Origin of the sequence: Micropruina sp. (assembly GCF_047602385.1) — a bacterium.
Classification (GTDB): domain Bacteria; phylum Actinomycetota; class Actinomycetes; order Propionibacteriales; family Propionibacteriaceae; genus Micropruina.
Map to the genome: position 1 here is coordinate 313,553 of NZ_JASGHL010000005.1, position 19,915 is coordinate 333,467.

The following is a 19,915-nucleotide window of genomic DNA, read 5'->3' on the forward strand; positions in this document are numbered from 1 at the left end:
CGATGGACCTCACCACGAGCTATCTGGGACTGCGGTTGCGGAACCCGCTGGTGGCCTCCGCCGGGCCGCTGTCGCAGACCGTCGACGGCGTCCGTTCGCTGGCCGCGGCCGGAGTCGGCGCGGTGGTGATGTACTCGCTGTTCGAAGAGCAGGTGCGCCGGCAGCGGATGCTGGACGCCGACCTGGCGGAGCGCCACGAGGAGTCGTTCCCGGAGGCGTTGAGCTACTTCCCGGCGATCGACACCGGCGCACCGGGGGTGGCCGACCGGTACGTGGCGCTGGTGGAGCGGGCGGCGTCGGCGGTGGACGTGCCGGTGATCGCCAGCATCAACGGTTCCAGCCTGGGCGGCTGGGTGACCATCGCCCGGCAGCTGGCGGACGCCGGGGCGGCCGCGATCGAGCTGAACATCTACTTCGTGCCCGGCGAGCTGAGCATCACCGGTGCCGAGGTGGAGCAGCGGCATCTGGACATCGTCGGCGCTGTCCGGGCCGCGGTGCCGGTGCCGATCGCGGTGAAGCTCAGCCCGTACTTCTCCTCGCCGGGCAATATGGCGCTGCGGCTGGTCGAGGCGGGCGCGGACGGCCTGGTGCTGTTCAACCGGTTCCTGCAGCCCGATGTCGACATCGAGACGCTGACCGTGAAGCCGTCGGTGGCGCTCTCCACCCGTTTCGAAGGACGGCTGCCACGCACCTGGATCGCGGCCCTGGCCCGGCACACCCCGGCGTCGCTGGCGGCCACGTCCGGGGTGGAGGAGGCGGCGGACGTGATCCGCTATCTGCTGGCCGGAGCGGATGTGGTGATGACCACCTCCGCACTGGTGCGGCACGGGGCCGGCTACGGCCGGACGCTCGTGGCCGGTCTTGAGGACTGGATGCGGCGCCGGAATTACCGCCGGGTCGAGGACTTCCGCGGCCTGCTGGCGGTGCCCGCCGACGCCGCCGACGGTTCGTCCTACCTGCGGGCCGGCTATGTGGCAGCCCTGGAGAACGCCCGGCGGATCTACGGCTCCCTGCGCTACTGACCTTCCGGGCGGCGGGCGTCCGGCACACTACCCTGTCGTCATGGCTGAGAAGGAGCTGGCGCCCTCGGACGTCGACGACCCGTTGACCTTCGAGTTTCCGCGGGCCGCGGACGCCGCGATGCCGGAGCGCCCGCTGACCATCGCCCAGTTCACCGACAACTACGGCCCGGCACCCAGCGGCCTGCTGTACGCGGTGCAGTTCCTGGAACGCGAAGTGCTGGCGGCCGGGCACCGGGTGCTGCTGGTGGCGCCCGAGGCGAAGGGGCCGAACCCGCTGGCCGGCGATCCGCACCGGCGGGAGATCCGGATGCCGTCGGTGCCGATCCCGGGGGCGGGCATCCGGTTGTCGCTGGGCCGCGACCTGGAGTTCCGGCTGGCCCAGTTGGTCGCCGACCCACCGGACATCATTCACGTCCACGGCCTGGGCGGGGTCGGGCTGCTGGGCATGTGGGTGGCGCAGCGGGCGGGGCGTCCGCTGGTGGTCACCTGGCACACCGACCTGGAGGCCTACGCCGAGCACTATTGGCATCTGGGACCGTTCCTGAACGCCGCCTACCGGATGTTCGCGATGCGGGCCGAGTCGAAGCCGTGGGCGAAGCTACGCAAGCTGCGGCTCAAACGGCCGCGCCGGGGCGGCGCCCAACTGGAGCTGCTGCAGGCGGCGTCCGACATGCTGAGCACCGCCGACCTGGTCACCACGCCGTCGGACAAGACCGGCCGGCGGGTACTCGAGCTGGCGCCGGGGGCGAAAGTCAAGGTGGTGCCGAACGGCGCCGATCCGCTGCCGGATCGCAAGCCGTTGCCGCACGGACGCGGGCCACGGCTGCTGTACGTGGGCCGGATCTCACCGGAGAAGAACCTGGACCTGCTGCTGGACGCCTTCGAGCTGGTTCGCGACTTCGAACCGGGCGCCGAGCTGATGATCGTCGGCGACTTCCAGGAGACCAGCCCGGCATTGCGGCGGCGGTTGCAGCGCTCGGCCCGGCACGGCGGCGTCCGGCTGGTCGGACGGGTGCCGCACGACGACCTGGGCGCCTACTACGGCAGTGCCGATGTGTTCGTCTTCCCGTCCCAGACCGACACCCAGGCGCTGGTGCTGCACGAGGCGGCGCTGTGCGGGCTGCCGTTGGTGATCGTCGACCCGGAACTCAACCTGGTCGTCGACCCGGGCGTGAATGCCCTGGTGGCAAGGCCGAACATGGTGTCGCTGAGCCAGGCGATGATGTCGATGCTGCGGTTGTTGAAGGATCCCAGCTACGCGGCCCGGGCGGCCGCCCGCAGCCGGGAACTGGCCGGCCGGTGGACCATCGAACGCCAGGCGACCGCGATGCTGAGCATCTATACCGACCTGATGGCCGGGCGGCCCGTGCAGACCAGCGACTACCTGAAGCCCGATCTCGGACGCCCCCGGCTCGGTGGCCGGCTGCACTGACCACGTCCACCACGGAGACCCAGGCGTTCGCCGGGGTGACGATGCTCCGCGCCCTCCCGCCGGCCCGACCGGCGCCGAGATCTCAGTGCTGCAGGCAGGGCCGGTCACGGATGAGCGATAAGGATCCGGATCGGGCTGGTCTGTTCCGGCCCGATCCGGATCCTTGTTCGTGCCTGTTTGACCCGCCTGCCGGATCAGCGCGCACTGAAGCGGCGTAGCCGCAGGCTGTTCAGCACCACGAACACCGACGACAGCGCCATCGCGGCACCGGCGATCATCGGGTTGAGGAAGCCGAGCGCCGCCAGCGGGATCGCGGCGACGTTGTAGGCGAAGGCCCAGAACAGGTTGCCCTTGATAGTGGCCAGGGTGGCCCGGGACAGCCGGATCGCGGCCGCCGCCAGCCGCAGGTCGCCGCGCATCAGGGTCAGGTCGGACGCCGCGATGGCCGCGTCGGTGCCGGTACCCATCGCGATGCCGAGGTCGGCCTGGGCCAGTGCCGCGGAGTCGTTGACGCCGTCGCCGACCATCGCCACCTGCGTGCCGTCGGCCTGCAGCCGCTTGATCTCGGCCAGCTTGTCGGCCGGCAGCACCTCGGCGATCACCTGCTCGATGCCGACTTCGGCGGCCACCGCCTCGGCGACCGCGCGGGCGTCTCCGGTGAGCAGCACCGGGGTGAGGCCCAGCTCCTTCAGCTCGGCGATCGCGTCGGCCGAGGTGTCCTTGACGGCGTCCGCGACGGCGATCATGCCGCGCAGTTCGCCGTCCACGGCGACCAGGACGGCGGTGTGGCCTTTGCCCTGCGCCCAGGTGAAGGCGGTGACCGCCGGCGACGCTTCAGCGACGTCGGCACCGACCAGGGCGGGGGTGCCGACGAGCACCTGGTGGCCGTCCACGGTGGCGCGGATGCCGCGTCCGGGCAGGTTCTCGAAGTCGGTCAAGGCCGCGTCGGAGGCCACGTGCTGGGCGATCCCCCGGGCGATCGGGTGCTCCGAGGCCGACTCAGCGGCGCCTGCCAGCCGCAGCCAGCCGGCGTCCGAACCGTCGTCGGCGGTGTCGACCACGGCCATGGTGCCGGTGGTGACGGTGCCGGTCTTGTCCAGCACGACGGTGCTGACCGACTTGGTGCGTTCCAGGATCTCGGGACCCTTGATCACGATGCCGAGTTGCGCGCCGCGTCCGGTGCCGACCAGCAGCGCGGTCGGGGTGGCCAGGCCGAGGGCGCACGGGCAGGCGATGATCAGCACCGCCACCGCGGCGGAGGCGGCGAAGGCGAAGCCGGCACCGGCCAGCAGCCAGCCGACGAAGGTGAGCAGGGCCAGGCCGATCACGATCGGCACGAACACCGAACTGATCCGGTCGGCGAGCCGCTGCACGTTGGCCTTGCCGGTCTGGGCCTGCTCGACCAGCCGGGCGATGTGCGCCAACTGAGTGTCGGCTCCGACCCGGGTGGCCTTCACGATCAGCCGTCCGTTGGCGTTCACGGTGGCGCCGATCACGGCGTCGCCGGGACCGACGTCGACCGGCACCGATTCGCCGGTGACCATGGACGCGTCCACCGCCGAGTTGCCCTCGATCACCTCGCCGTCGGTGGCGATCTTCTCCCCCGGCCTCACGACGAACGTGTCCCCGGACTTGAGGAAGTCGACCGGAACCCGGGTCTCGACGCCGCCTCGCAGCAGCGTCGCCTCGGTGGCACCGAGTTGTAGCAGGGTCCGGACGGCCTCGCCGGCGCGCTGCTTGGAGCGGGCCTCGAACCAGCGGCCGAGCAGCAGGAAGGTGATGATGCCGACGACGGCCTCGAAGTAGACGCTGCCCTCGCCGGTGCCGCGCATCAGCATGAACTCGAAGCCGTGGGTGTACCCGATCATGCCGGCGTGGCCGAAGAACAGCGCGTACAGCGACCAGCCCATCGCGGCGGTGGTGCCGAGGCTGATCAGGGTGTCCATTGTGGTGGCGCCGTGCCGTGCGTTGACCAGCGCCGAGCGATGGAACGGGTAGCCGGCCCAGCCGTAGACCGGAACGGTCAGCGCCAGTGAGACCCACTGCCAACCCGGGAACTGCCAGGCTGGCACCATGGCCAGCGCGATCACGGGGACGGCAAGTACGGCGCTGACGAGCACCCGGGTCTGCAGCTCCTTGGCGTGGTCGACCTCGGGTTTGGCCGGGTCCGGCAGTGCGGCGTGGTACCCGGTCTTTTCGACGACCGCGATCAGGTCAGCCACCGGGATCGGGGTGTCGGTGAGCACCCGCGCCTTCTCGGTGGCGTAGTTCACCGAGGCTGTGACGCCGTCCACCTTGTTGAGCTTCTTCTCGATCCGGGCCGCGCACGAGGCACAGGTCATGCCGTCGATGTCGAGCTCGATCGATTGCTGCTGCGTGGTGGTGGTCATGTCCTTCTTCGTTCGTACGTCTATCGATTGGTAAGGGAGGCGGCCGAACTCGCTCGGGTTCGACACGGACGCGGGTTGGGCCGGCTACTTCAGACGCACTCGCAGATAGGTTCCGCGGTGGCCAACGGCCCGCAAGCGTTGAAAGCGGCGGGACCGGACGCCCTCGGCAGGTAGGTGGGCGTCCGGAAGATCGGCGGGGCTTGCCCCGGCGATCTGGAGGTGGGCGGCGAGGGCGTCCGGTCCCGCCGCGGCACCCCCCGCAACCCCAGGTCGCCCGAATTCAGCAGAGGATCAGGCGACGGTGTAGTCGCCCGCCTCTGCGACGGCTTCGACGATCCGGTCGAAGTCGACCGGGGCGTCCGAGGTGACGGTCAGCTTGCCGCCGTCCAGGACGACGACGGCGTCGGTGACGCCGTGGATCTGCTTGACCTCTTCGGTGACGGCGGCGACGCAGTGCCCGCAGGTCATTCCTTCGACGGTGTAGGTGCTCTCCATGATGTTTCTCCTTCGTTCGGTCAGGATCGGACCAGGCGCGCGATCGCGTCCCGGGCTTCGGTCAGTTTGGTCTCGGCCTCGTCGCCGCCCTCGCGTGCGGCGTGCACCACGCAGTGCCGCAAGTGATCGTCGAGCAGGCCCAACGCCAGCGATTCCAGCGCTCGGGTGGCGGCCGAGATCTGGGTGAGGATGTCGATGCAGTAGCGCTCGTCGGCGACCATCCGAGACAGGCCGCCGACCTGGCCCTCGATCCGGCGGAGCCGTTTGAGGTAGGCGTCCTTGCTGCTCAGGTATCCGTGACCAGCGGGTGACGGATCGTCGGGATTGCCGGCCAAACCCGGATCCGCCTGGGACACTTGGGACATATGTTGCTCCTGCTTCTGCGACAGTAGGCGTCGACCCTTGTCAGTATACCCCCCAAGGGTATCGGCGCAATGGGTGTCAGGTGTGGACAACCTGGGCCCCTCACCCCATACACCAGCTCCCGCCGCGACTGTCAAGCCGAATCCAGCTGGGGAGACTCAGCCCCAGCTCAGCGGAAATTCACCTGCCTGGATGCATGAAAGGCCTAGTGAGGCCAGCAATCCGGGAAGGGAAATTTTCTCATCCACCGACTCCTCGGCGCGTCGTACACAGCTTTCACGGCGTGGCTCCACAGAATCCACAAGATGCGCGCCGACCTGTGGATAACTCGGGTTGGACGACACTCCGACAGCGCCGTTATGGTCGGGCGATACGCCGCACAGATCGCCCTGTGCGAGCGCCGCGAGAGATCGCATATTCGAACTGGTGAACGAACTGTCAGATCGACCGACTAGCGTGTCGGTCGGTGGAATTGTCGCGCATGGGAGGGGAAGGCATGTCACTCGCGTCACTGCCCCCCTACGAGGAGGATCCGCGCGACTTCGGCGGCTCACCCGACCGGACGCCCCCGCAGGACGTGCAGGCCGAGCAGTCCGCGCTGGGTGCGATGCTGCTGAGCAAGGACGCGATCGGCGACGTCGCCGAGATCGTCCGGGGCCGGGACTTCTACCTGCCCAAGCACGAGCAGATCTTCGACGCGATCATCGACCTGTTCGGACGCGGTGAGCCGGCCGATGCCATCACGGTCGCCGACGAGCTGGCCAAGCGCGGCGAGATCGGCAAGATCGGCGGGCACATCTACCTGCACGACCTGTTGTCGTCGGTGTCGATCGCGTCCAACGCCAGCTTCTACGCCGAGATCGTCAAAGAGAAGGCGGTGCTGCGCCGGCTGGTCGAGGCGTCGATCAAGATCAGCCAGATGGGCTACACCGGTGGCGGCGAGGTCTCAGACATCGTCGACCGGGCCCAGCAGGCGATCTACGAGGTGGCTGAGGGCAAGACCTCCGACGACTACGAACCGCTGAGCGTGCTGATGGAGCGCACCCTCGACGAGATCGAGTCGCTCAGCCAGCACGGCGTCCTGGCCGGGGTGCCGACCGGCTTCATTGAGCTGGACGAGCTGACCAACGGCCTGCACGCCGGCCAGATGATCATCATCGCCGCGCGTCCCGGCATGGGTAAGTCGACGCTGGGGCTCGACCTGGCGCGGGCCGCGTCCATCAAGAACAAGCTGACCAGCTGCTTCTTCTCACTGGAAATGGGCAAGTCCGAGATCGTTCAGCGGCTGATCTCGGCCGAGGCCGGGGTGCCGCTGAACCACATCCGCAAGGGTCAGATGGGCGACGACGACTGGCAGCGGATCGCCCGCAAGACCGGCGAGGTGTCCAGTGCCCCGCTGTTCATCGACGACTCGCCGAACCTGACCATGATGGAGATCCGGGCCAAGGCCCGCCGGCTCAAGCAGCGGCACGACCTGAAGCTGGTCATCGTCGACTACATGCAGCTGATGACTTCGGGCAAGAAGGTCGAGTCCCGCCAGCTCGAGGTGTCCGAGTTCAGCCGCCAGATGAAGTTGCTCGCCAAGGAGCTGAACGTGCCCGTGGTGGCACTCTCCCAGCTCAACCGTGGCCCCGAGCAGCGCACCGACAAGAAGCCGATGCTGTCCGACCTGCGCGAATCCGGCTCGCTGGAGCAGGACGCCGACATGGTCATCTTGCTGCACCGCGCCGACGCCTACGACAAGGACTCCGAGCGGGTCGGCGAGGCCGACTTCATCATCGCCAAGCACCGAAACGGCCCCACCGCGACGATCCCGACGGTTTTCCAGGGCCACTACAGCCGTTTCGTCGACATGCAGCACTGAGGTGCTGTTGTCGAGATGAAGTGAACACGAGCCAAATGACCCTGCTAGCTCACCTAAGAGCATCCTGAGACCCAGGACCGATGAGTTCGACTCGTGGAAAGTCACGTGTTCTCCTGCGGGCGAGCCGAGCGCAGCCTCATCGCTTCGCCGAGATCTTCGCCGGGCAGGTTCGCGGACATCGAATGCCGAGAGGCGGACTGAAAGTTCCGCTGTGATCGGTCCAGGAGTCAGGTGCCCGCCGGGGATGCAGGCGGCCTATGCCCGACATCACCGAATCATGCATGCAACTGCACGAGGACTTGCCTCTGCCTTCGATCGCCCCTTCGCGTCAACGCGCGCTTGCAGATCACCATGCGACCCTCATCTGCGACTTCTGTTCCGCTGGCACGCCCTTGGACGAACCAGCGACGCGCCAAGCCGCCGGGAGGAACGTCATTACCCGGCAATCATGCGTTAGGATATTCTTAGAGCATTCCTTGGAGGTGTGGAGTGATGAGTTCTGTTCAGCCCGTTCCGTTGCCTCGCGAGCAGATCGCGGTGATCGTTGACGAGCACCTGCCCCGGTTTGCGCAGGTTCTTGGACAGGCGTGGGTGGCCTATCGCAACACGGGTTCCCACCCGGGGTCACGACTCGCTCAGATCGGTCCGGCGGCGCGGGCCATGTTGATCTCCGACTTCACTCGTGAGCCCGCTCGACGGGTGTTCGGCGGCGTCGCAGGGGTGCGGGTCGAGGAACGCTATGGCCGTCCATGGGTGAGCCTTGCCGGCGGTTCGGTGCAGGTGCGGTTTCGTGCCCTGACGCCCCAGTTGGGGTTCTGTCTGAGTGACACCGATCGCGCCCAGCGCCTCGCCTATCACCTGGGGGATCCCTGTTTGCCGATGATGGAGCCTGGCACGGTGCTCACCGCCGGATACGTTCTCGCCGCCGACGACGCCGACGTTGAGCGTTGCGCGCTGGTGTGCCACGTGGGCAGCGAGGCGCTGTATTCGATCCCGTTGAACCGGCCGGGTCATGGCGAGGTCGAGCGGCCGGTGCAGTTGCCGTTGACGCCGTTGTCGCCGCCGTTGATCCGCTCGAGCCAGACCGCGGCGCAGCGGCGTCTGGACAGCCGTGCCGATCGACGGACTCGCAATGAGTAGCCCGGCTAGGCCGCGGATGGTGTCGCTGGTGCGTGAGAGCAAGGGCTGGTCACAAAGCGAGCTGGCGGGCGCAGTCGACGCGACGCAGGGATGGATTTCCAAGATCGAGGCGGGTCTGGTGCCGCTGGTCGAGCCTCGTCTGACTGCAGTGGCAAAAGCGTTGGACTGCCCGGTGTCTTTGCTGGTCGACGATACCCCGATTCAGGGCCTTGAGGTTACGTGCCTGCATCATCGCCGGCGGCACTCCAAGATCGGGGTGACCGGCAAGCGCCGGATTGAGGCGCTGACCCATTTGACCCGACTGTCGGTCGAGGGACTCCTTCAAGGTGTCGAGTTGGTGCCGGAAGCAGAGTTGCAGCGCATGGACCTGGACGAGTTCGGAGGGGACCCGGCCGAGGCGGCACGAACCATCAGGGCGGCGTGGCGCGTGCCGTCCGGTCCGATCAGCAACGTGATCGCGCTGCTGGAGGCGGTCGGGATCATCGTGGTCACCAGGAGCCTGTTCACCGACGCACAGGACGCCGTCTCGACGTGGCCGCGAGACCTGGACCGGCCACCGATCATGGTCGTCAACACCGGCCTGCCCGCCGACCGGCAACGATTCACCACCTGCCACGAGCTGGGGCATCTGATTCTGCATGCGGTGCCGGGTGATGATCAGGAGAAGCAGGCCAACGAGTTCGCCGCAGAGTTCTTGGCACCTGCCGAGGAAATAGGCCCCCTTCTGGCCGGGTTGACCACCCGCGACTTCCCTCGGCTGATCGAGTTGAAAGCTCGGTGGGGGATGTCGATCTCGGCGCTGATCCGCCGCGCCTTCGATCTGGAGATCATCTCCGATCGGCAATACCGACAGTTCCAGATCAGGCTGAACCAGCTTGGCTGGCGGGACGTGGAGCCCGGCGGGCTCGAGGCTGAGATGCCGGCGACACTCACCCGGGTCATGACGTTGCATCTCGACGAACATGACTATGACACTGCCGACCTTGCCCACGCCGCACGGATGCTTCCCGAACCGTTCACCACCCTCTATCATCCGCCCGGCGTGCTGCCGAAGCGGACGAAGCTGAAGCTGGTGACGCCGTGAAGGAGCAGGTTCGCCCCGGTGAACTGTCGAGGGCTGCATCTACTGTTCTGACCCACCACCAAGGATGGGAGATTACATGACGATTCATCCAATCGAGGAAGGTCGGGTGATGCCGCGGCCTGGCCGGTTCCCCAGCCCGAACCCGCTCCTGCCAGGGGCACCCGCGCTCTACTTCCAAACCGACCTGGCGCCGGGCCGGTTGGGGCACGCAGCCGAGCTGATGCAGAACGAACAAGTCGGTGTGGTAATCACCCTGACCCAGCAGTCGTATCAGAGCGGACTAGGCAGCATTCTGGCTGACTGTCGGAGAGCCGGCGCAGATCTGGACGGGATCCTGCTCGATGCGAACTGCTACTCGGGCAAGGGCCGACGAGTCGATACCCGATTGAACCCGCACTGGGTAACCGCGCAGCGGCGGGCAGGGCTGCGAGCCCAACTCACCGACTCGCCCTATCTTCCAGCGGGAGACCGTGATGCGCTGACCGCCATACTTGGCCAGGCATCCAGACTCGGTGACGGCACCGTGTGTGTACTCGCCCTGCCGCTGGACTGGGTGACCCGCGATGTCGAGTTCCTCGCCGAAGTGATCAACCGCGAAGGGGTGCCGGTGGCCCTGGCGCTGGAGCATGCCAAGGATCCTCTTGGGGTCGCCAAAGCCGTCACCGGCCTGGCCCACCTCCTCGATACGTCCCGAGTCAAGATCGGCATGTTGCGCAGCGATCTGTCGGTCATCGGGGCGGTGGCATTCGGAGCCAGTTGGGGTGCGGTAGGCGCAACCAGCGCCCTGCGGCATATCTACCCGATCAAGGAAGGCGGCGGTGGACGACCCGCCACCATCAGTGCGCTGGTGCCTAGCTGCATGGCCTATCGAAGCCTGGAGATGATCGCGGCCGGAATCGCCGCAAGCCCAGACAACGAAATTCCCTGGCGGTGCAGCTGCCGGTTCTGCACGGGGCTGACCATCGAACCGATCGCGAGTTCCGCGGCCGCCTACCGACACTCCCTGGCCGCCATTGCGCTGCTCGGCGAACGCGTCCTGATGGGGCCGTCGGTGCTGGCGCGCAAACACACCTGGCTCCAGACCTGCAACCATGCCCAAACCGTCAACCTCGACATCAGCGCCACCACCGGCATGAACTGGGAACCGCCCGCCTTCCAGGGGGCCTGGTGGAAGCTCTATAACAAGCTGCCTCCGCTCATTCCTGCCCCGGTGTAAGCCCAGCGCGCAACGCTACGTCGAACAACTGCTCCTCCATCAACCGGCGCTGATGCCCAACACCGCCTCGAGGATGCTTAGCCCAGCCAAGACCCGGCACGACCACACGAGCACCGCCGGGATCCACTGCGGCGACGGTGAACCCATAGAAATCGCAATCAAGTGCCTGCCATGAATCAGCACCAGGCGGATCAGGAACAGCAGCAATCGCCTGCGCGTAGCCGCTGACCGCAGCCAACGCCCCACGGGCCGCAGCCAGCGGCGAGATCGTGATGAAACCCAGCATCCGCACCGCCGCCGGAACCAAATGATCCACACCGGCAGCGATCCTGGCCGCCAACTCCTCGCGCACCAACAATGGCCCCACGCCCGCTTCCACCCGCTTACACGCGATGGCCAGGTTCCAGCCGATCACCGGCACAACTGGCTTGGCGCAGAAGAGCACCATCGGCAGACACACACCCGCGCCGATCACGTCACGTCGGGTGATCTCGGCGACGTTGTCAGCCTGGATCGCTTCCCAGTGCCGGGTATGGCGTAGCGAGGAGACGATCGCCATGCGCTCGATGGTCCCCCTCGATGTCACATCGCCAGATCGTGACGCACGCACCGCAGCGGAACAGGACATGCCCCCATCATTGACCACTCCAGGTTGGACCGGCAGGGAGCGTCCGTCGCTCGACTTCTTCGACGAACCTCTGCTGAGCGGCCCCGGCCGCGCGTTACTGCTGGACACGAGCCGTCACCCTTTTCCTGGCCGAGCCACCCTTCGGCGCTAACACCACAGCGTGTTGCGGCTGCAGCAACAACCCAGCATCGATCCCCAGCGACCCGACGAACACCCAGTCCTCGACCTCCAGCCCTACACGTTCCATGTAGGGCTTCGGAATCGTCACCTGCAGCACACTGGTCACGCGCCTGGGACGATCAGGGTCCCGCCTCGAACCCGCGTCAGCGTCGGCGCTGGCCGGTGTGATCGCCAATGCGGCCTGACACGCCACCGCCGGCCCAACCGTCACGAATCGGCCCGGTTCGATACCGGACAGTAGCGCCAGCTTCCTCGGCAAGCCGAGGCGACGCTGATGGTTTACCTGCCTGGCAACGACCTCCATACTGCTTATTTTAACACTATAGACCGCTGTCGACGCCGAAGTCGAGAGTGCCGAGATCAACTCGATTGCACCAAATCGGGGTAACGAACCGACTGCCAGCGAGCGATCCCCAGCCCTTGTGTGAGCGGACGGGCTGCCCGCCCCAGCTGGGCAAAGTAGCGAGCGTGGACTTGGGCAATCTCTCCCACATCTCGGCAGTGACGCATCGAAGGTGGCATAGAGCGCCACGTGACGACCGCGGGGAAGCGGCATCCCGGCTGACCGCGTCAGACGACAACCGCTCCCGATCGGACCAACTCTGTTCCAGATGGACCGATTGCGTTCCATACCGGCGTCATGGACTTGTCGCGGTCTCCGCCCCGCAACCGACACGGGCGCGCCGGCCCGGGCGATGGGTGGCCTGGCATGACGCTCGACCTCGTCCGCACCGCGTATGCGGCCAGATCCGCGGAATACATCGCATCGGTCGGAAGCATCGACCAGGTGGCCAAGATCGATCGAGACCTCACCCTGGCCTGGGCGCGGGGTCTGCACCGGGGCCGGTGCTCGACGTCTGCTGCAGGCCCCGGTCAGTGGACGGATCTGCTCAGTGCCGCCGGTGTGGACGCCGAGGGTGTCGACCCTGTGCCCGAGTTCATCGACAGCGTCCGGGCCAGCCACCCGTCAGATCGCTACCGGGTCGGTCGCGCCGAGGACCTGGGCGTGGACGACGCAGCTCTGGCCGGTGTCCTCGCTCGGTATTCGCTTATCCACACCGAGCCCGAGCTGATCGACGTGCCGTTGGCCGAGTTCGCCCGATGCGTCAGGTCCGGTGGTGGGCTGGCACTCGGCTTCTGCGCCGGAGCACGGCTCGAGCCCTTCGAGCATGCGGTCACGACCGCCTACTTCTGGCCTATCGACCAGCTCGCGGCGCGGGTCGAGGCCGCAGGTTTCACGGTGAGCCGGACGGCCACCCGCGCCGAACCGGGCACCCGTCCGCACGGCGCTCTCCTGGCGGTCCGGAGGTAGCCGAGGCCTGACCACACTGGTTGAGGTCTCGAGGGACCTGCTCAGCTCCCCGTCGTCCGAGGACTCGACACGCTCGACCAACGATGGATCAGCGCTCCACCAGTTGCTCCAACGCCTGCACGTAGGCGCCGGTCTTCGCGAAGTGGACGTCGTGGGAGCTGCGCACCCGGACGGTGCGGTTGTCGGGCAGCAGGCTCTCGACTCGGGCCAGATCGTCATCACTGAGCGCGGCGAGCAGGACGCCCTGACGGTTGTACCGCGTGGTGGCCTTGACGAACACTGTCGGGCACTCGATCGCGGCCAGGGTCTGTGGCTGGTCGAGGGCGACGAACCAGCTGTTGTCGATGAACGCCGTGGTGAAGCGCAGGTCATATGGATGGCTGATCGACTCCCAGATGCGGTTGATCGACACTGACACCCAGCGCACCACCGGCAGACACCCCGGGTCGGCGCGGCGCTGCCGGACCACGCTGCGGGTGAGCGCCGGCCAGATCGGGCCGAGGAGTCGTTTCCAGTAGCTGTGCCGCAGGTACCAGCACACCCAGTCATCCTCGGCGTCCTGGGCGAGGAACGACGACACATGGGCGTAGACGTCGATGCCGACGAAGGTGCGGTCGACCCGGTCCGGTTCGGTGGCGAAGAAGGGCGGATCCTCCAGCAGCACCGCGCGCACCTCACCGGGATGGGCGGCGGCCAGCCGGGCGGCGATCAGTCCGCCGGAGGAATGGCCGGCGACCGCCACCGGCTCGCCGAACACCTGGTCGATGAGGCGGGCCAGGTCGTCGGCGATCTGCACACAGGTGTAGTCGGCGGCGTCCCAGCTGCTGCGGCCGTGCCCGTGCACGTCGACGGCCACCACCCGGAACCTGTCGACCAACTGCGGGATCGCCTTGGCGTATTCCTGCCAGACGCTGCCCTGGCCGGGGATCAGCAGCAGTGGGATCCCGTTCGCCGGACCCTCGGCAATGTTCAGTCGGACGCCGTCGCGCACCTCGACCGTCCGCTCCCGGAACCCGAGTGCCTCCACTCGGCGCACATGTTTGCCGAAGTAGTCCCGCGTGGTGACAACCGCGATCAGGGCACGGACGCCGAAGACCACGACGATTCCGGCCAGCGCGAACCCGACGTTGAGCGGCACCACCGCCCCCCAGCCGCTAGGCATGCCCGGGCCGATCCGGGCCGCTACCGAGTGCTCGATCGATGACGTCGCCGTACTGCGCGGGGTCGACCAGCGCAATGCCGCGCTCGCGGTCGGCCATCAGCAGCAGCGAATCGCCGGGCGCCAGGCCGAACAGGTCGCGGACCTCCTTGGGAATCACGATCTGCGACTTCGGGCCGAGCCGGACCATGCTGATCCAGCGGCCTTCAGGGGACGAAGCGGGCGACATGACTCGATCGTAGCAATAGTTGGAAAAGTAAGACTACCATCTCCGTCGCTGGTGCATAGTGCCGGGGACGGGCAGGACGCCCTAGCTCGTGAGCGCCTACTGTGTGCCCCATGGACGACCCACCCACCACGCGACGGACGTGCGCCCGCCCCGGCGCCGATGACTCGATCCGAGGGAGGAAGCGATGCGCGTCCTGATCACCGGCTCCGCGGACGGCCTGGGCCGGCTGGCCGCCGCCCAGTTGATGGCCGACGGGCATCAGGTCGTCGTGCACGTCCGCAGCGCTGCGCGGCTGCCCGCAGTCGCCGAGTTGACCGAACGCGGCGCCGACGTGGTGGTCGGGGACCTGTCCGACGACCTCCAGACCCGGCAGCTGGCGGACCAGGCGAACGCTCTGGGCCGGATGGACGCCGTCATCCACAACGCCGGGATCTATACCGGCGCCGGGCTGCTGCACATCAACGTGGTGGCGCCCTACCTGCTCACCGCTCTGCTGGCCCGGCCGGACCGGCTGGTCTATCTGACCAGCGGGGTTCACCGATCCGGCCGGCCTCGGCTGACCGGCCTCGACTGGTCCGGACGCCGTCCGTCCGCCAGCTACCCAGACTCCAAGCTGTTCGTCTCCACCCTGGCCGCATCGGTCGCCCGACTATGGCCCGAGGTGTCCAGCAACTCTGTCGACCCCGGTTGGGTGCCCACCCGGATGGGCGGGCCCAACGCCACCGACGACCTACGGCTGGGCCACCTGACCCAGGAGTGGCTCGCCACCAGTACCGATCCGGACGCGCGGACCAGCGGAGGCTACTGGTTCCACCAACGCCGCGCGGCTCCGCATCCCTCGGTGCACGACGAGCGCTTCCAGCAGGACCTGCTCGACGCCCTGGCCGAGCACACCGGGGTCGCGTTGGCTTGAGCGCCGGCTCGTCGCCGCGGCTCGCTCAGTCGTCCGGGTTCAGCAGGTGGATGATGCCGGCGTGGGTGACGGTCGAGCAGATCAGCCGCTTGCGGTCGTCCAGAAAGCCCACGTCGATGAAGCCCAGGCCGGTCGGTGACACCCGGTCGCCACGCGAGTCGTGCTCGACGGTGAACAGTCCGTTCTCGGCCAGCCTGGCGAACAGATCCCGGTGCGCGCGGCTCACCAGGACGGCGGCGTCGCGGTCCGGTTTCGGGTACCCGGGACGCGGCCCGATCCCTACGGTCCGTTCGGTGTCGAATCCGTCGAGCAGGGCGTCCAGCGGTTCCGGAGACACCCCGCGCCGGACCACCCACTCCAGGGTGGCTGTCCGTGGCCGCAGACTCGTCAACAACGCGCGCTGCTCCTCAAGGCTGGGCAGGACCAGTTCCATGTCTACCGCCTCACCGGGTAGTCCAATGCCGAATCGATGGCCCCGTCGGCCAACAGGCCAAGTATCCGGTTGGACGCCAGGGCGGTGGCCAATGACGCTCCGGATTGGTTCGTGACCGTCCCGTCGAGACCGAGGACGGGCAGGTCGGTGCCGCGCTCGGTGACGTCGACGCCGACGGGTGGCGCGCCACCCGGGGCTTCGCTGCCGACCGCGAGCACCGACTCGTAGCGGGCCGGGAAGTCCGGCGCCAGGAACGGTGCGTTGCCGGCCGACGCAACCACCAGCACCCCGCGGGCACGGGCGGCGTCGACCGCCTCCTCCAGCGTCTCGACGGGGTGCCGGACGCCCGAACTGATGTTCACGAGGTCCGCCTTGAGCGTCGCGGCACGGTCCAGGCCGCGAAGCAGCGCGTCGATGCTGGGCGCACCGTCCTCGGCGATGTTGATGCTGGTCAGGCGCGCCCGGCCGGCGTCGAGGCGGCGTCCCACCCCGGTCGCGCCGAGGATCAGGCTGGCGACCTGGGTTCCGTGTGGGGTGCTGGCGGCCGGGCCTTCGCGGGTGATGGCGAAGGCGTCCAGCGCCGGATGGAGGGTGACCCCGGAATCGAGCATGACGACATGGGGGGTGCCCTCGCGCGGTGCGGCGCATCCCGCGAGGGAGAGCGCCGCCAGCCCGCCGGCAAGGATCGCCTGGCGACGCGTCAGGGTCGGACCTCTCACCGAGCGACGGCCTCGCGGAGCGCGCACGCCTGCCGATACGGCTCGCTCACCGGACGCCCGGTGCTGCGTGGCAGGACCGAGGTGCACGCCCAGATTTTCTCGGTGAGGAGTTGCCCGGGACCGAGGGTCAGGAAATTGGTGGGCCGCCCGGCACCGTCCGCGGCCTCGACGAGAACCAGGACGCGCTCGGCGCTTTCCAGGGCGCGGAGGATGCCGGCCACCTCGATGGCCTCCGGCGTGGGATCGTCCAGGTCGAGCGGCTCGTCGTCCGGCGGCGGGAGGTGCTCCAACTCATCCACGGAGGCCAGCGTGGTTCGTACCACCTCGCCCTCCCAGGAGAGGCTGAAGGCCAGCGCGCCGGTGTCGATGAGTTGCTCGGACGCCCCTACCGCGCCGGCGAGGAACTCCCCGCTCAACTGCGTCGGCGTTCCGCCCAGGTCGTCGGTGAGCCAGGCACGAAGCTCGTCGAGGGTGACCAGGCGGGGCAGTCCGAACTCGCCGCGGAGTTCCGCGGCGAGTTCGTCGATGGAGACGGCCACCGACCTACCTGCCGTAGAACGAGTGCATATTCGGCGCGTGGCGGTAGGGGTGGTAGTGGTACAGATAGCCGGCTCCGTGGGGCGCGTGCCAGACCGGGACGCCGCTTCGATTCAACACCTTGGCGAGGCTCTTGGCGTAGCTGGCCGACACCGACCACACATCCTTGCCGGACCGTCCGCGGGTCTGCGCCTGCGCCGAGGTCAGGTGCTTGCCGATGAAGAGTTTCGAGCCGGACCGGGTCGCGGTGTAGTGGCGCCACTGGCGTCGCCGGTTCCACTCCTCCATCAGCTTCGGGACCGCCTTGGCCGCCTCGAGCGCGATGTAGCCGGCGACGATGATGGCCGCGCCGATCGCCAGGTAGTACAGCAGCGTCCCGACCGAGATCACCGCGATGCCGATCGGGATGGCGAAGGCGATCGACTCCTGCGGCCGGGTGCTGTCGTACAGCCGGGTTTCGCCCGTCGCCCTATCGGTGAGGCGGAACTGCACCCGGTCGGCTGTCGCCTGCATGACGTCGAGGGCGAAGACCTGGGTGACCTTCTTGCCCCGAACCAGATCGGTCACCTGGTAGGTCCCGGTCGTCTTGCCACCGCGGCTGGCGAGCTCCAATTCGTAGGAGAGTTGCTTGTTCGCCGACACCGTGTGGCCGGCCAGCGAGAGTCCGGTGGGCCGCACGGACTGCCGGGAGGTCTCGAATCCCTCTGCGAGGAGGTTCGCCCGCAAGGAACGGCCCTCGTGGGTGGCCTGCAGGCTGGCGCGGGTGGTTGAGGCGCGGCCCTGACTGGGGGCAGCCGGGGCAATGTGCGAATTGGCGATGAAGAATGCGATCGAAAGCAGCACGATCGCCAGGGACTTGAATTTCACAGCGACTCCTCGGGGCTGGGATTGGCAGACCGTAGCGCGGGTGAACGGCTGCTGCCAGCAGGTGTCTCGGCCCCGGTTCGCCCGGGTTCCCGACGATGGATGCATCCTCTAGAGTCCTTGTGTTCGGCCCACGAGGACCCGCACCGCCCGTCGTCGCCGAAGGCACCCGCGAGGGTGTGTTGAGGAATCCCGCGCTGGGTAGCGTCGAGGAATGACCGACACCGCGTCCGAGAAGGACACCGAGTTCGAGCAGGTCGGGAAGCTGATCTCGAAGGCCCGATTCGCATTTGTCACCACCAGCACCAGCGATGGCCGGCTGCTCAGCCGTCCGCTCGCCATCCAGGAGCGTGATTTCGACGGTGACCTGTATTTCTTCACCGAGGATCCCTCACCGAAGACCGAGCAGGTCAGCGCCGACTCCCACGTCAACGTCAGCCTGCAGTCCGGGGACAACTACCTCTCGATCGCCGGTACCGCCTCGGTGACCCGGGACGCCGCGCTGATCGACGAGTTGTGGAATCCGTACGCCGAGGCCTGGTTCGAACAGGGCCGCGACGACCCGGCGGTGGCGCTGCTGAAGGTGCACGCCGATTCCGCCGAGTACTGGACGGTCGACAGCCCCAAGCCGATCGCGCTGATCAAGTACGCGAAAGCGATGATCACCGGCGAGCGGCCCGACGTGGCCACGAACGTCTCAGTGGATCTCTGAGGACGCGCCGGAGCGCGCTGGGTTGAGCTTGAGGCGCTGTCGAGCGCTGGTTGAGCCTGTCGGAACCGTCGCGAGAGAGGTCTCGACAAGCTCGACCAGCGAACACTCGACCTACGAAGTTCGGTCGGCGGGGATCCGCACGTCCTTCGTGATCGGGTTGGCCGCGCGTCCTCGTCAGGTTCACTGTTCGCCGCCCGATGCGTCGGACGCCCGGCGAGCCAGTTCGTCGCGGATGGCGTCCGGCATCTGTCCGCCGGAACCGCTCCAGGACGCGAACACCGGTTCGAGGGTGCGCTCCTCGTAGTCCAGGTGCTCCAGCAGGTGGCCGGCGAGTTCCTCCAGCGTCCGGACGAGTTCCAGCCGGGCCTGCTGGCGCGCCAGGGCGTCGGCGAGCCCGCCGATCCGGTCGAGCAGTGCGGCGACGACCGCGTGATCCTGCTCGAGCCGGTCGACGGCGGAGGCCAGGTGCGGCGCGGACAGCCGTACCGCCGGGAACAATGTGGTGTCCTCGTTGCTGTGGTGCGCGCCGAGGGTCTGGCAGTAGCTCAGGCAGTTCACCCGCAACTGGAACAGCGGGCCTCGGCTGCGCAGGGCGTCCAGTTCGGCCGTCACCTCGGTTGCGGCCGCTCCTTCGGTCACCCGCTGGGCAAGCTCCCGGACGGTGGCGAGGTCGCGACGCAGCATGTCGTGCACCCAGCGCAGCTGGTCCGCCAATGCCTGTTCTCGTAAGTCGGTCATGCCGGCAGGTTGCCTCGATCGGTCGACCTTGGCCAGGATCGGCTTAGCTGCTTACACTAGGTAAGTGGCTAAGATGCGTGACGTGGTCGCGATGCATTCCGACCAGCAGATCTGCCGGACGTCCCAGGACGCCATCGAGTTCATCGGACGGCGCTGGGTCGGGGTGGTGCTGATCGCCGGCTATCTCGGGGCGAGCCGATTCAGCGAGTACCGGCGCTTCTCGGCCGGCATCTCCGACCGCGTCCTCGCCCAGCGTCTGCGCGAACTGGAGCAGCACGGGCTGATCGAGCGCACCGTCGTGCCGACCATGCCGGTGCAGATCAGCTACGCCCCGACGCCGCGTGGCCGGAGTCTGGTCCAGGCCCTGCAGCCGCTGGTCGACTGGTGGCACGAATTGCCGACGCCCCTGACCGACGCGCCGACCACGCCTCGCGAGTCAGCCGATACTGCCGGAACCGGACCCCGGCGTAGCTGACCTCGCCGTC

Annotated in this window: 22 protein-coding genes; 10 read left to right on the forward strand and 12 right to left on the reverse strand. The window is 67.9% G+C overall.

Features of this window, described 5'->3' with window-relative positions:
* Positions 1-2: 2 nt before the first annotated feature.
* On the forward strand, positions 3-1,022 hold the full coding sequence (locus QM711_RS16970) for a dihydroorotate dehydrogenase-like protein (protein ID WP_415101481.1): 1,020 nt from the start codon (positions 3-5) through the stop codon (positions 1,020-1,022).
* Positions 1,023-1,062: 40 nt separating this feature from the next.
* The gene (locus QM711_RS16975) at positions 1,063-2,454 is read left to right on the forward strand and encodes a glycosyltransferase (RefSeq protein ID WP_415101483.1); all 1,392 of its coding nucleotides are present in this window, start codon (positions 1,063-1,065) and stop codon (positions 2,452-2,454) included.
* A 194-nt stretch (positions 2,455-2,648) separates the two neighbouring features.
* Here QM711_RS16975 and QM711_RS16980 read toward each other — a convergent pair whose 3' ends face one another.
* The 3 genes from QM711_RS16980 to QM711_RS16990 all read right to left on the reverse strand — a co-directional run bounded on the left by QM711_RS16980 (position 2,649) and on the right by QM711_RS16990 (position 5,704).
* Entirely contained in the window at positions 2,649-4,844 is a 2,196-nt protein-coding gene (locus QM711_RS16980) for a heavy metal translocating P-type ATPase (protein WP_415101485.1), read from the reverse strand.
* 291 nt (positions 4,845-5,135) lie between these two features.
* Positions 5,136-5,339 carry a heavy-metal-associated domain-containing protein gene (locus QM711_RS16985; protein WP_415101487.1) on the reverse strand — a complete coding sequence of 68 codons (204 nt, stop codon included), beginning with the start codon at positions 5,337-5,339 and terminating at the stop codon, positions 5,136-5,138.
* A gap of 20 nt (positions 5,340-5,359) precedes the next feature.
* A complete protein-coding gene (locus tag QM711_RS16990; protein WP_415101489.1) occupies positions 5,360-5,704 on the reverse strand; it encodes a metal-sensitive transcriptional regulator in 345 nt (114 codons plus the stop codon).
* 494 nt (positions 5,705-6,198) lie between these two features.
* Here QM711_RS16990 and dnaB point away from each other — a divergent pair, with 494 nt between their 5' ends.
* The 4 genes from dnaB (at position 6,199) to QM711_RS17010 (ending at position 11,006) form a co-directional block, all read left to right on the forward strand.
* Positions 6,199-7,566 carry a replicative DNA helicase gene (gene dnaB / locus QM711_RS16995; protein WP_415101491.1) on the forward strand — a complete coding sequence of 456 codons (1,368 nt, stop codon included), beginning with the start codon at positions 6,199-6,201 and terminating at the stop codon, positions 7,564-7,566.
* Positions 7,567-8,058: 492 nt separating this feature from the next.
* Entirely contained in the window at positions 8,059-8,706 is a 648-nt protein-coding gene (locus QM711_RS17000; RefSeq protein WP_415101493.1) for a hypothetical protein, read from the forward strand.
* Between the two features lie 28 nt (positions 8,707-8,734).
* Positions 8,735-9,790 carry a helix-turn-helix domain-containing protein gene (locus QM711_RS17005; protein ID WP_415101495.1) on the forward strand — a complete coding sequence of 352 codons (1,056 nt, stop codon included), beginning with the start codon at positions 8,735-8,737 and terminating at the stop codon, positions 9,788-9,790.
* A 76-nt stretch (positions 9,791-9,866) separates the two neighbouring features.
* Positions 9,867-11,006, forward strand: a complete 1,140-nt coding sequence (locus QM711_RS17010; RefSeq protein ID WP_415101497.1) for a hypothetical protein — start codon at positions 9,867-9,869, stop codon at positions 11,004-11,006.
* Here QM711_RS17010 and QM711_RS17015 read toward each other — a convergent pair.
* Together QM711_RS17015 and QM711_RS17020 are read right to left on the reverse strand one after the other, a co-directional pair.
* Positions 10,987-11,565 carry a hypothetical protein gene (locus QM711_RS17015; protein WP_415101499.1) on the reverse strand — a complete coding sequence of 193 codons (579 nt, stop codon included), beginning with the start codon at positions 11,563-11,565 and terminating at the stop codon, positions 10,987-10,989. The genes QM711_RS17010 and QM711_RS17015 overlap by 20 nt on opposite strands.
* Positions 11,566-11,728: 163 nt before the next feature.
* Positions 11,729-12,118 carry a hypothetical protein gene (locus QM711_RS17020; RefSeq protein WP_415101501.1) on the reverse strand — a complete coding sequence of 130 codons (390 nt, stop codon included), beginning with the start codon at positions 12,116-12,118 and terminating at the stop codon, positions 11,729-11,731.
* 405 nt (positions 12,119-12,523) lie between these two features.
* Between QM711_RS17020 and QM711_RS17025 the strand changes: the two genes are divergently transcribed.
* Positions 12,524-13,126, forward strand: coding sequence for a class I SAM-dependent methyltransferase (locus QM711_RS17025; RefSeq protein WP_415101503.1), 603 nt, complete (start codon positions 12,524-12,526; stop codon positions 13,124-13,126).
* Between the two features lie 88 nt (positions 13,127-13,214).
* Here the strand turns inward: QM711_RS17025 and QM711_RS17030 are convergent, their stop codons facing one another.
* Positions 13,215-14,288 (reverse strand): alpha/beta fold hydrolase, encoded by a 1,074-nt coding sequence (locus tag QM711_RS17030; RefSeq protein WP_415101505.1) that lies wholly within the window; start codon positions 14,286-14,288, stop codon positions 13,215-13,217.
* Positions 14,281-14,514 carry an AbrB/MazE/SpoVT family DNA-binding domain-containing protein gene (locus QM711_RS17035; RefSeq protein WP_415101507.1) on the reverse strand — a complete coding sequence of 78 codons (234 nt, stop codon included), beginning with the start codon at positions 14,512-14,514 and terminating at the stop codon, positions 14,281-14,283. Before QM711_RS17035 ends, QM711_RS17030 begins: the two co-directional genes overlap by 8 nt.
* 184 nt (positions 14,515-14,698) lie before the next feature.
* Between QM711_RS17035 and QM711_RS17040 the strand changes: the two genes are divergently transcribed.
* Entirely contained in the window at positions 14,699-15,427 is a 729-nt protein-coding gene (locus QM711_RS17040; RefSeq protein ID WP_415101509.1) for an SDR family NAD(P)-dependent oxidoreductase, read from the forward strand.
* 25 nt (positions 15,428-15,452) lie between these two features.
* On the opposite strand, the gene QM711_RS17045 is transcribed toward QM711_RS17040, so the two are convergent.
* Genes QM711_RS17045 through QM711_RS17060 form a run of 4 tightly spaced genes read right to left on the reverse strand, consistent with a single transcriptional unit; the run spans position 15,453 to position 17,983 of the window.
* Complete coding sequence (locus QM711_RS17045) at positions 15,453-15,860, reverse strand: hypothetical protein (RefSeq protein ID WP_415101511.1); 408 nt, start codon at positions 15,858-15,860, stop codon at positions 15,453-15,455.
* Positions 15,861-15,862: 2 nt separating this feature from the next.
* Positions 15,863-16,579, reverse strand: a complete 717-nt coding sequence (locus QM711_RS17050) for a S8 family serine peptidase (RefSeq protein ID WP_415101513.1) — start codon at positions 16,577-16,579, stop codon at positions 15,863-15,865.
* Entirely contained in the window at positions 16,576-17,118 is a 543-nt protein-coding gene (locus QM711_RS17055) for a hypothetical protein (protein ID WP_415101515.1), read from the reverse strand. The genes QM711_RS17050 and QM711_RS17055 overlap by 4 nt, the downstream gene beginning before the upstream one ends.
* Before the next feature lie 4 nt (positions 17,119-17,122).
* Positions 17,123-17,983 carry a hypothetical protein gene (locus QM711_RS17060; RefSeq protein WP_415101517.1) on the reverse strand — a complete coding sequence of 287 codons (861 nt, stop codon included), beginning with the start codon at positions 17,981-17,983 and terminating at the stop codon, positions 17,123-17,125.
* Between the two features lie 211 nt (positions 17,984-18,194).
* On the opposite strand from QM711_RS17060, the gene QM711_RS17065 reads away from it, so the two are divergent.
* Positions 18,195-18,692 (forward strand): pyridoxamine 5'-phosphate oxidase family protein, encoded by a 498-nt coding sequence (locus QM711_RS17065; RefSeq protein WP_415101519.1) that lies wholly within the window; start codon positions 18,195-18,197, stop codon positions 18,690-18,692.
* A 180-nt stretch (positions 18,693-18,872) separates the two neighbouring features.
* On the opposite strand, the gene QM711_RS17070 is transcribed toward QM711_RS17065, so the two are convergent.
* Positions 18,873-19,430: a hemerythrin domain-containing protein gene (locus QM711_RS17070; RefSeq protein WP_415101521.1), complete on the reverse strand. Its 558-nt coding sequence runs from the start codon at positions 19,428-19,430 to the stop codon at positions 18,873-18,875.
* Between the two features lie 91 nt (positions 19,431-19,521).
* Here QM711_RS17070 and QM711_RS17075 point away from each other — a divergent pair, with 91 nt between their 5' ends.
* The gene (locus QM711_RS17075) at positions 19,522-19,905 is read left to right on the forward strand and encodes a winged helix-turn-helix transcriptional regulator (RefSeq protein ID WP_415102298.1); all 384 of its coding nucleotides are present in this window, start codon (positions 19,522-19,524) and stop codon (positions 19,903-19,905) included.
* Positions 19,906-19,915: the final 10 nt, after the last annotated feature.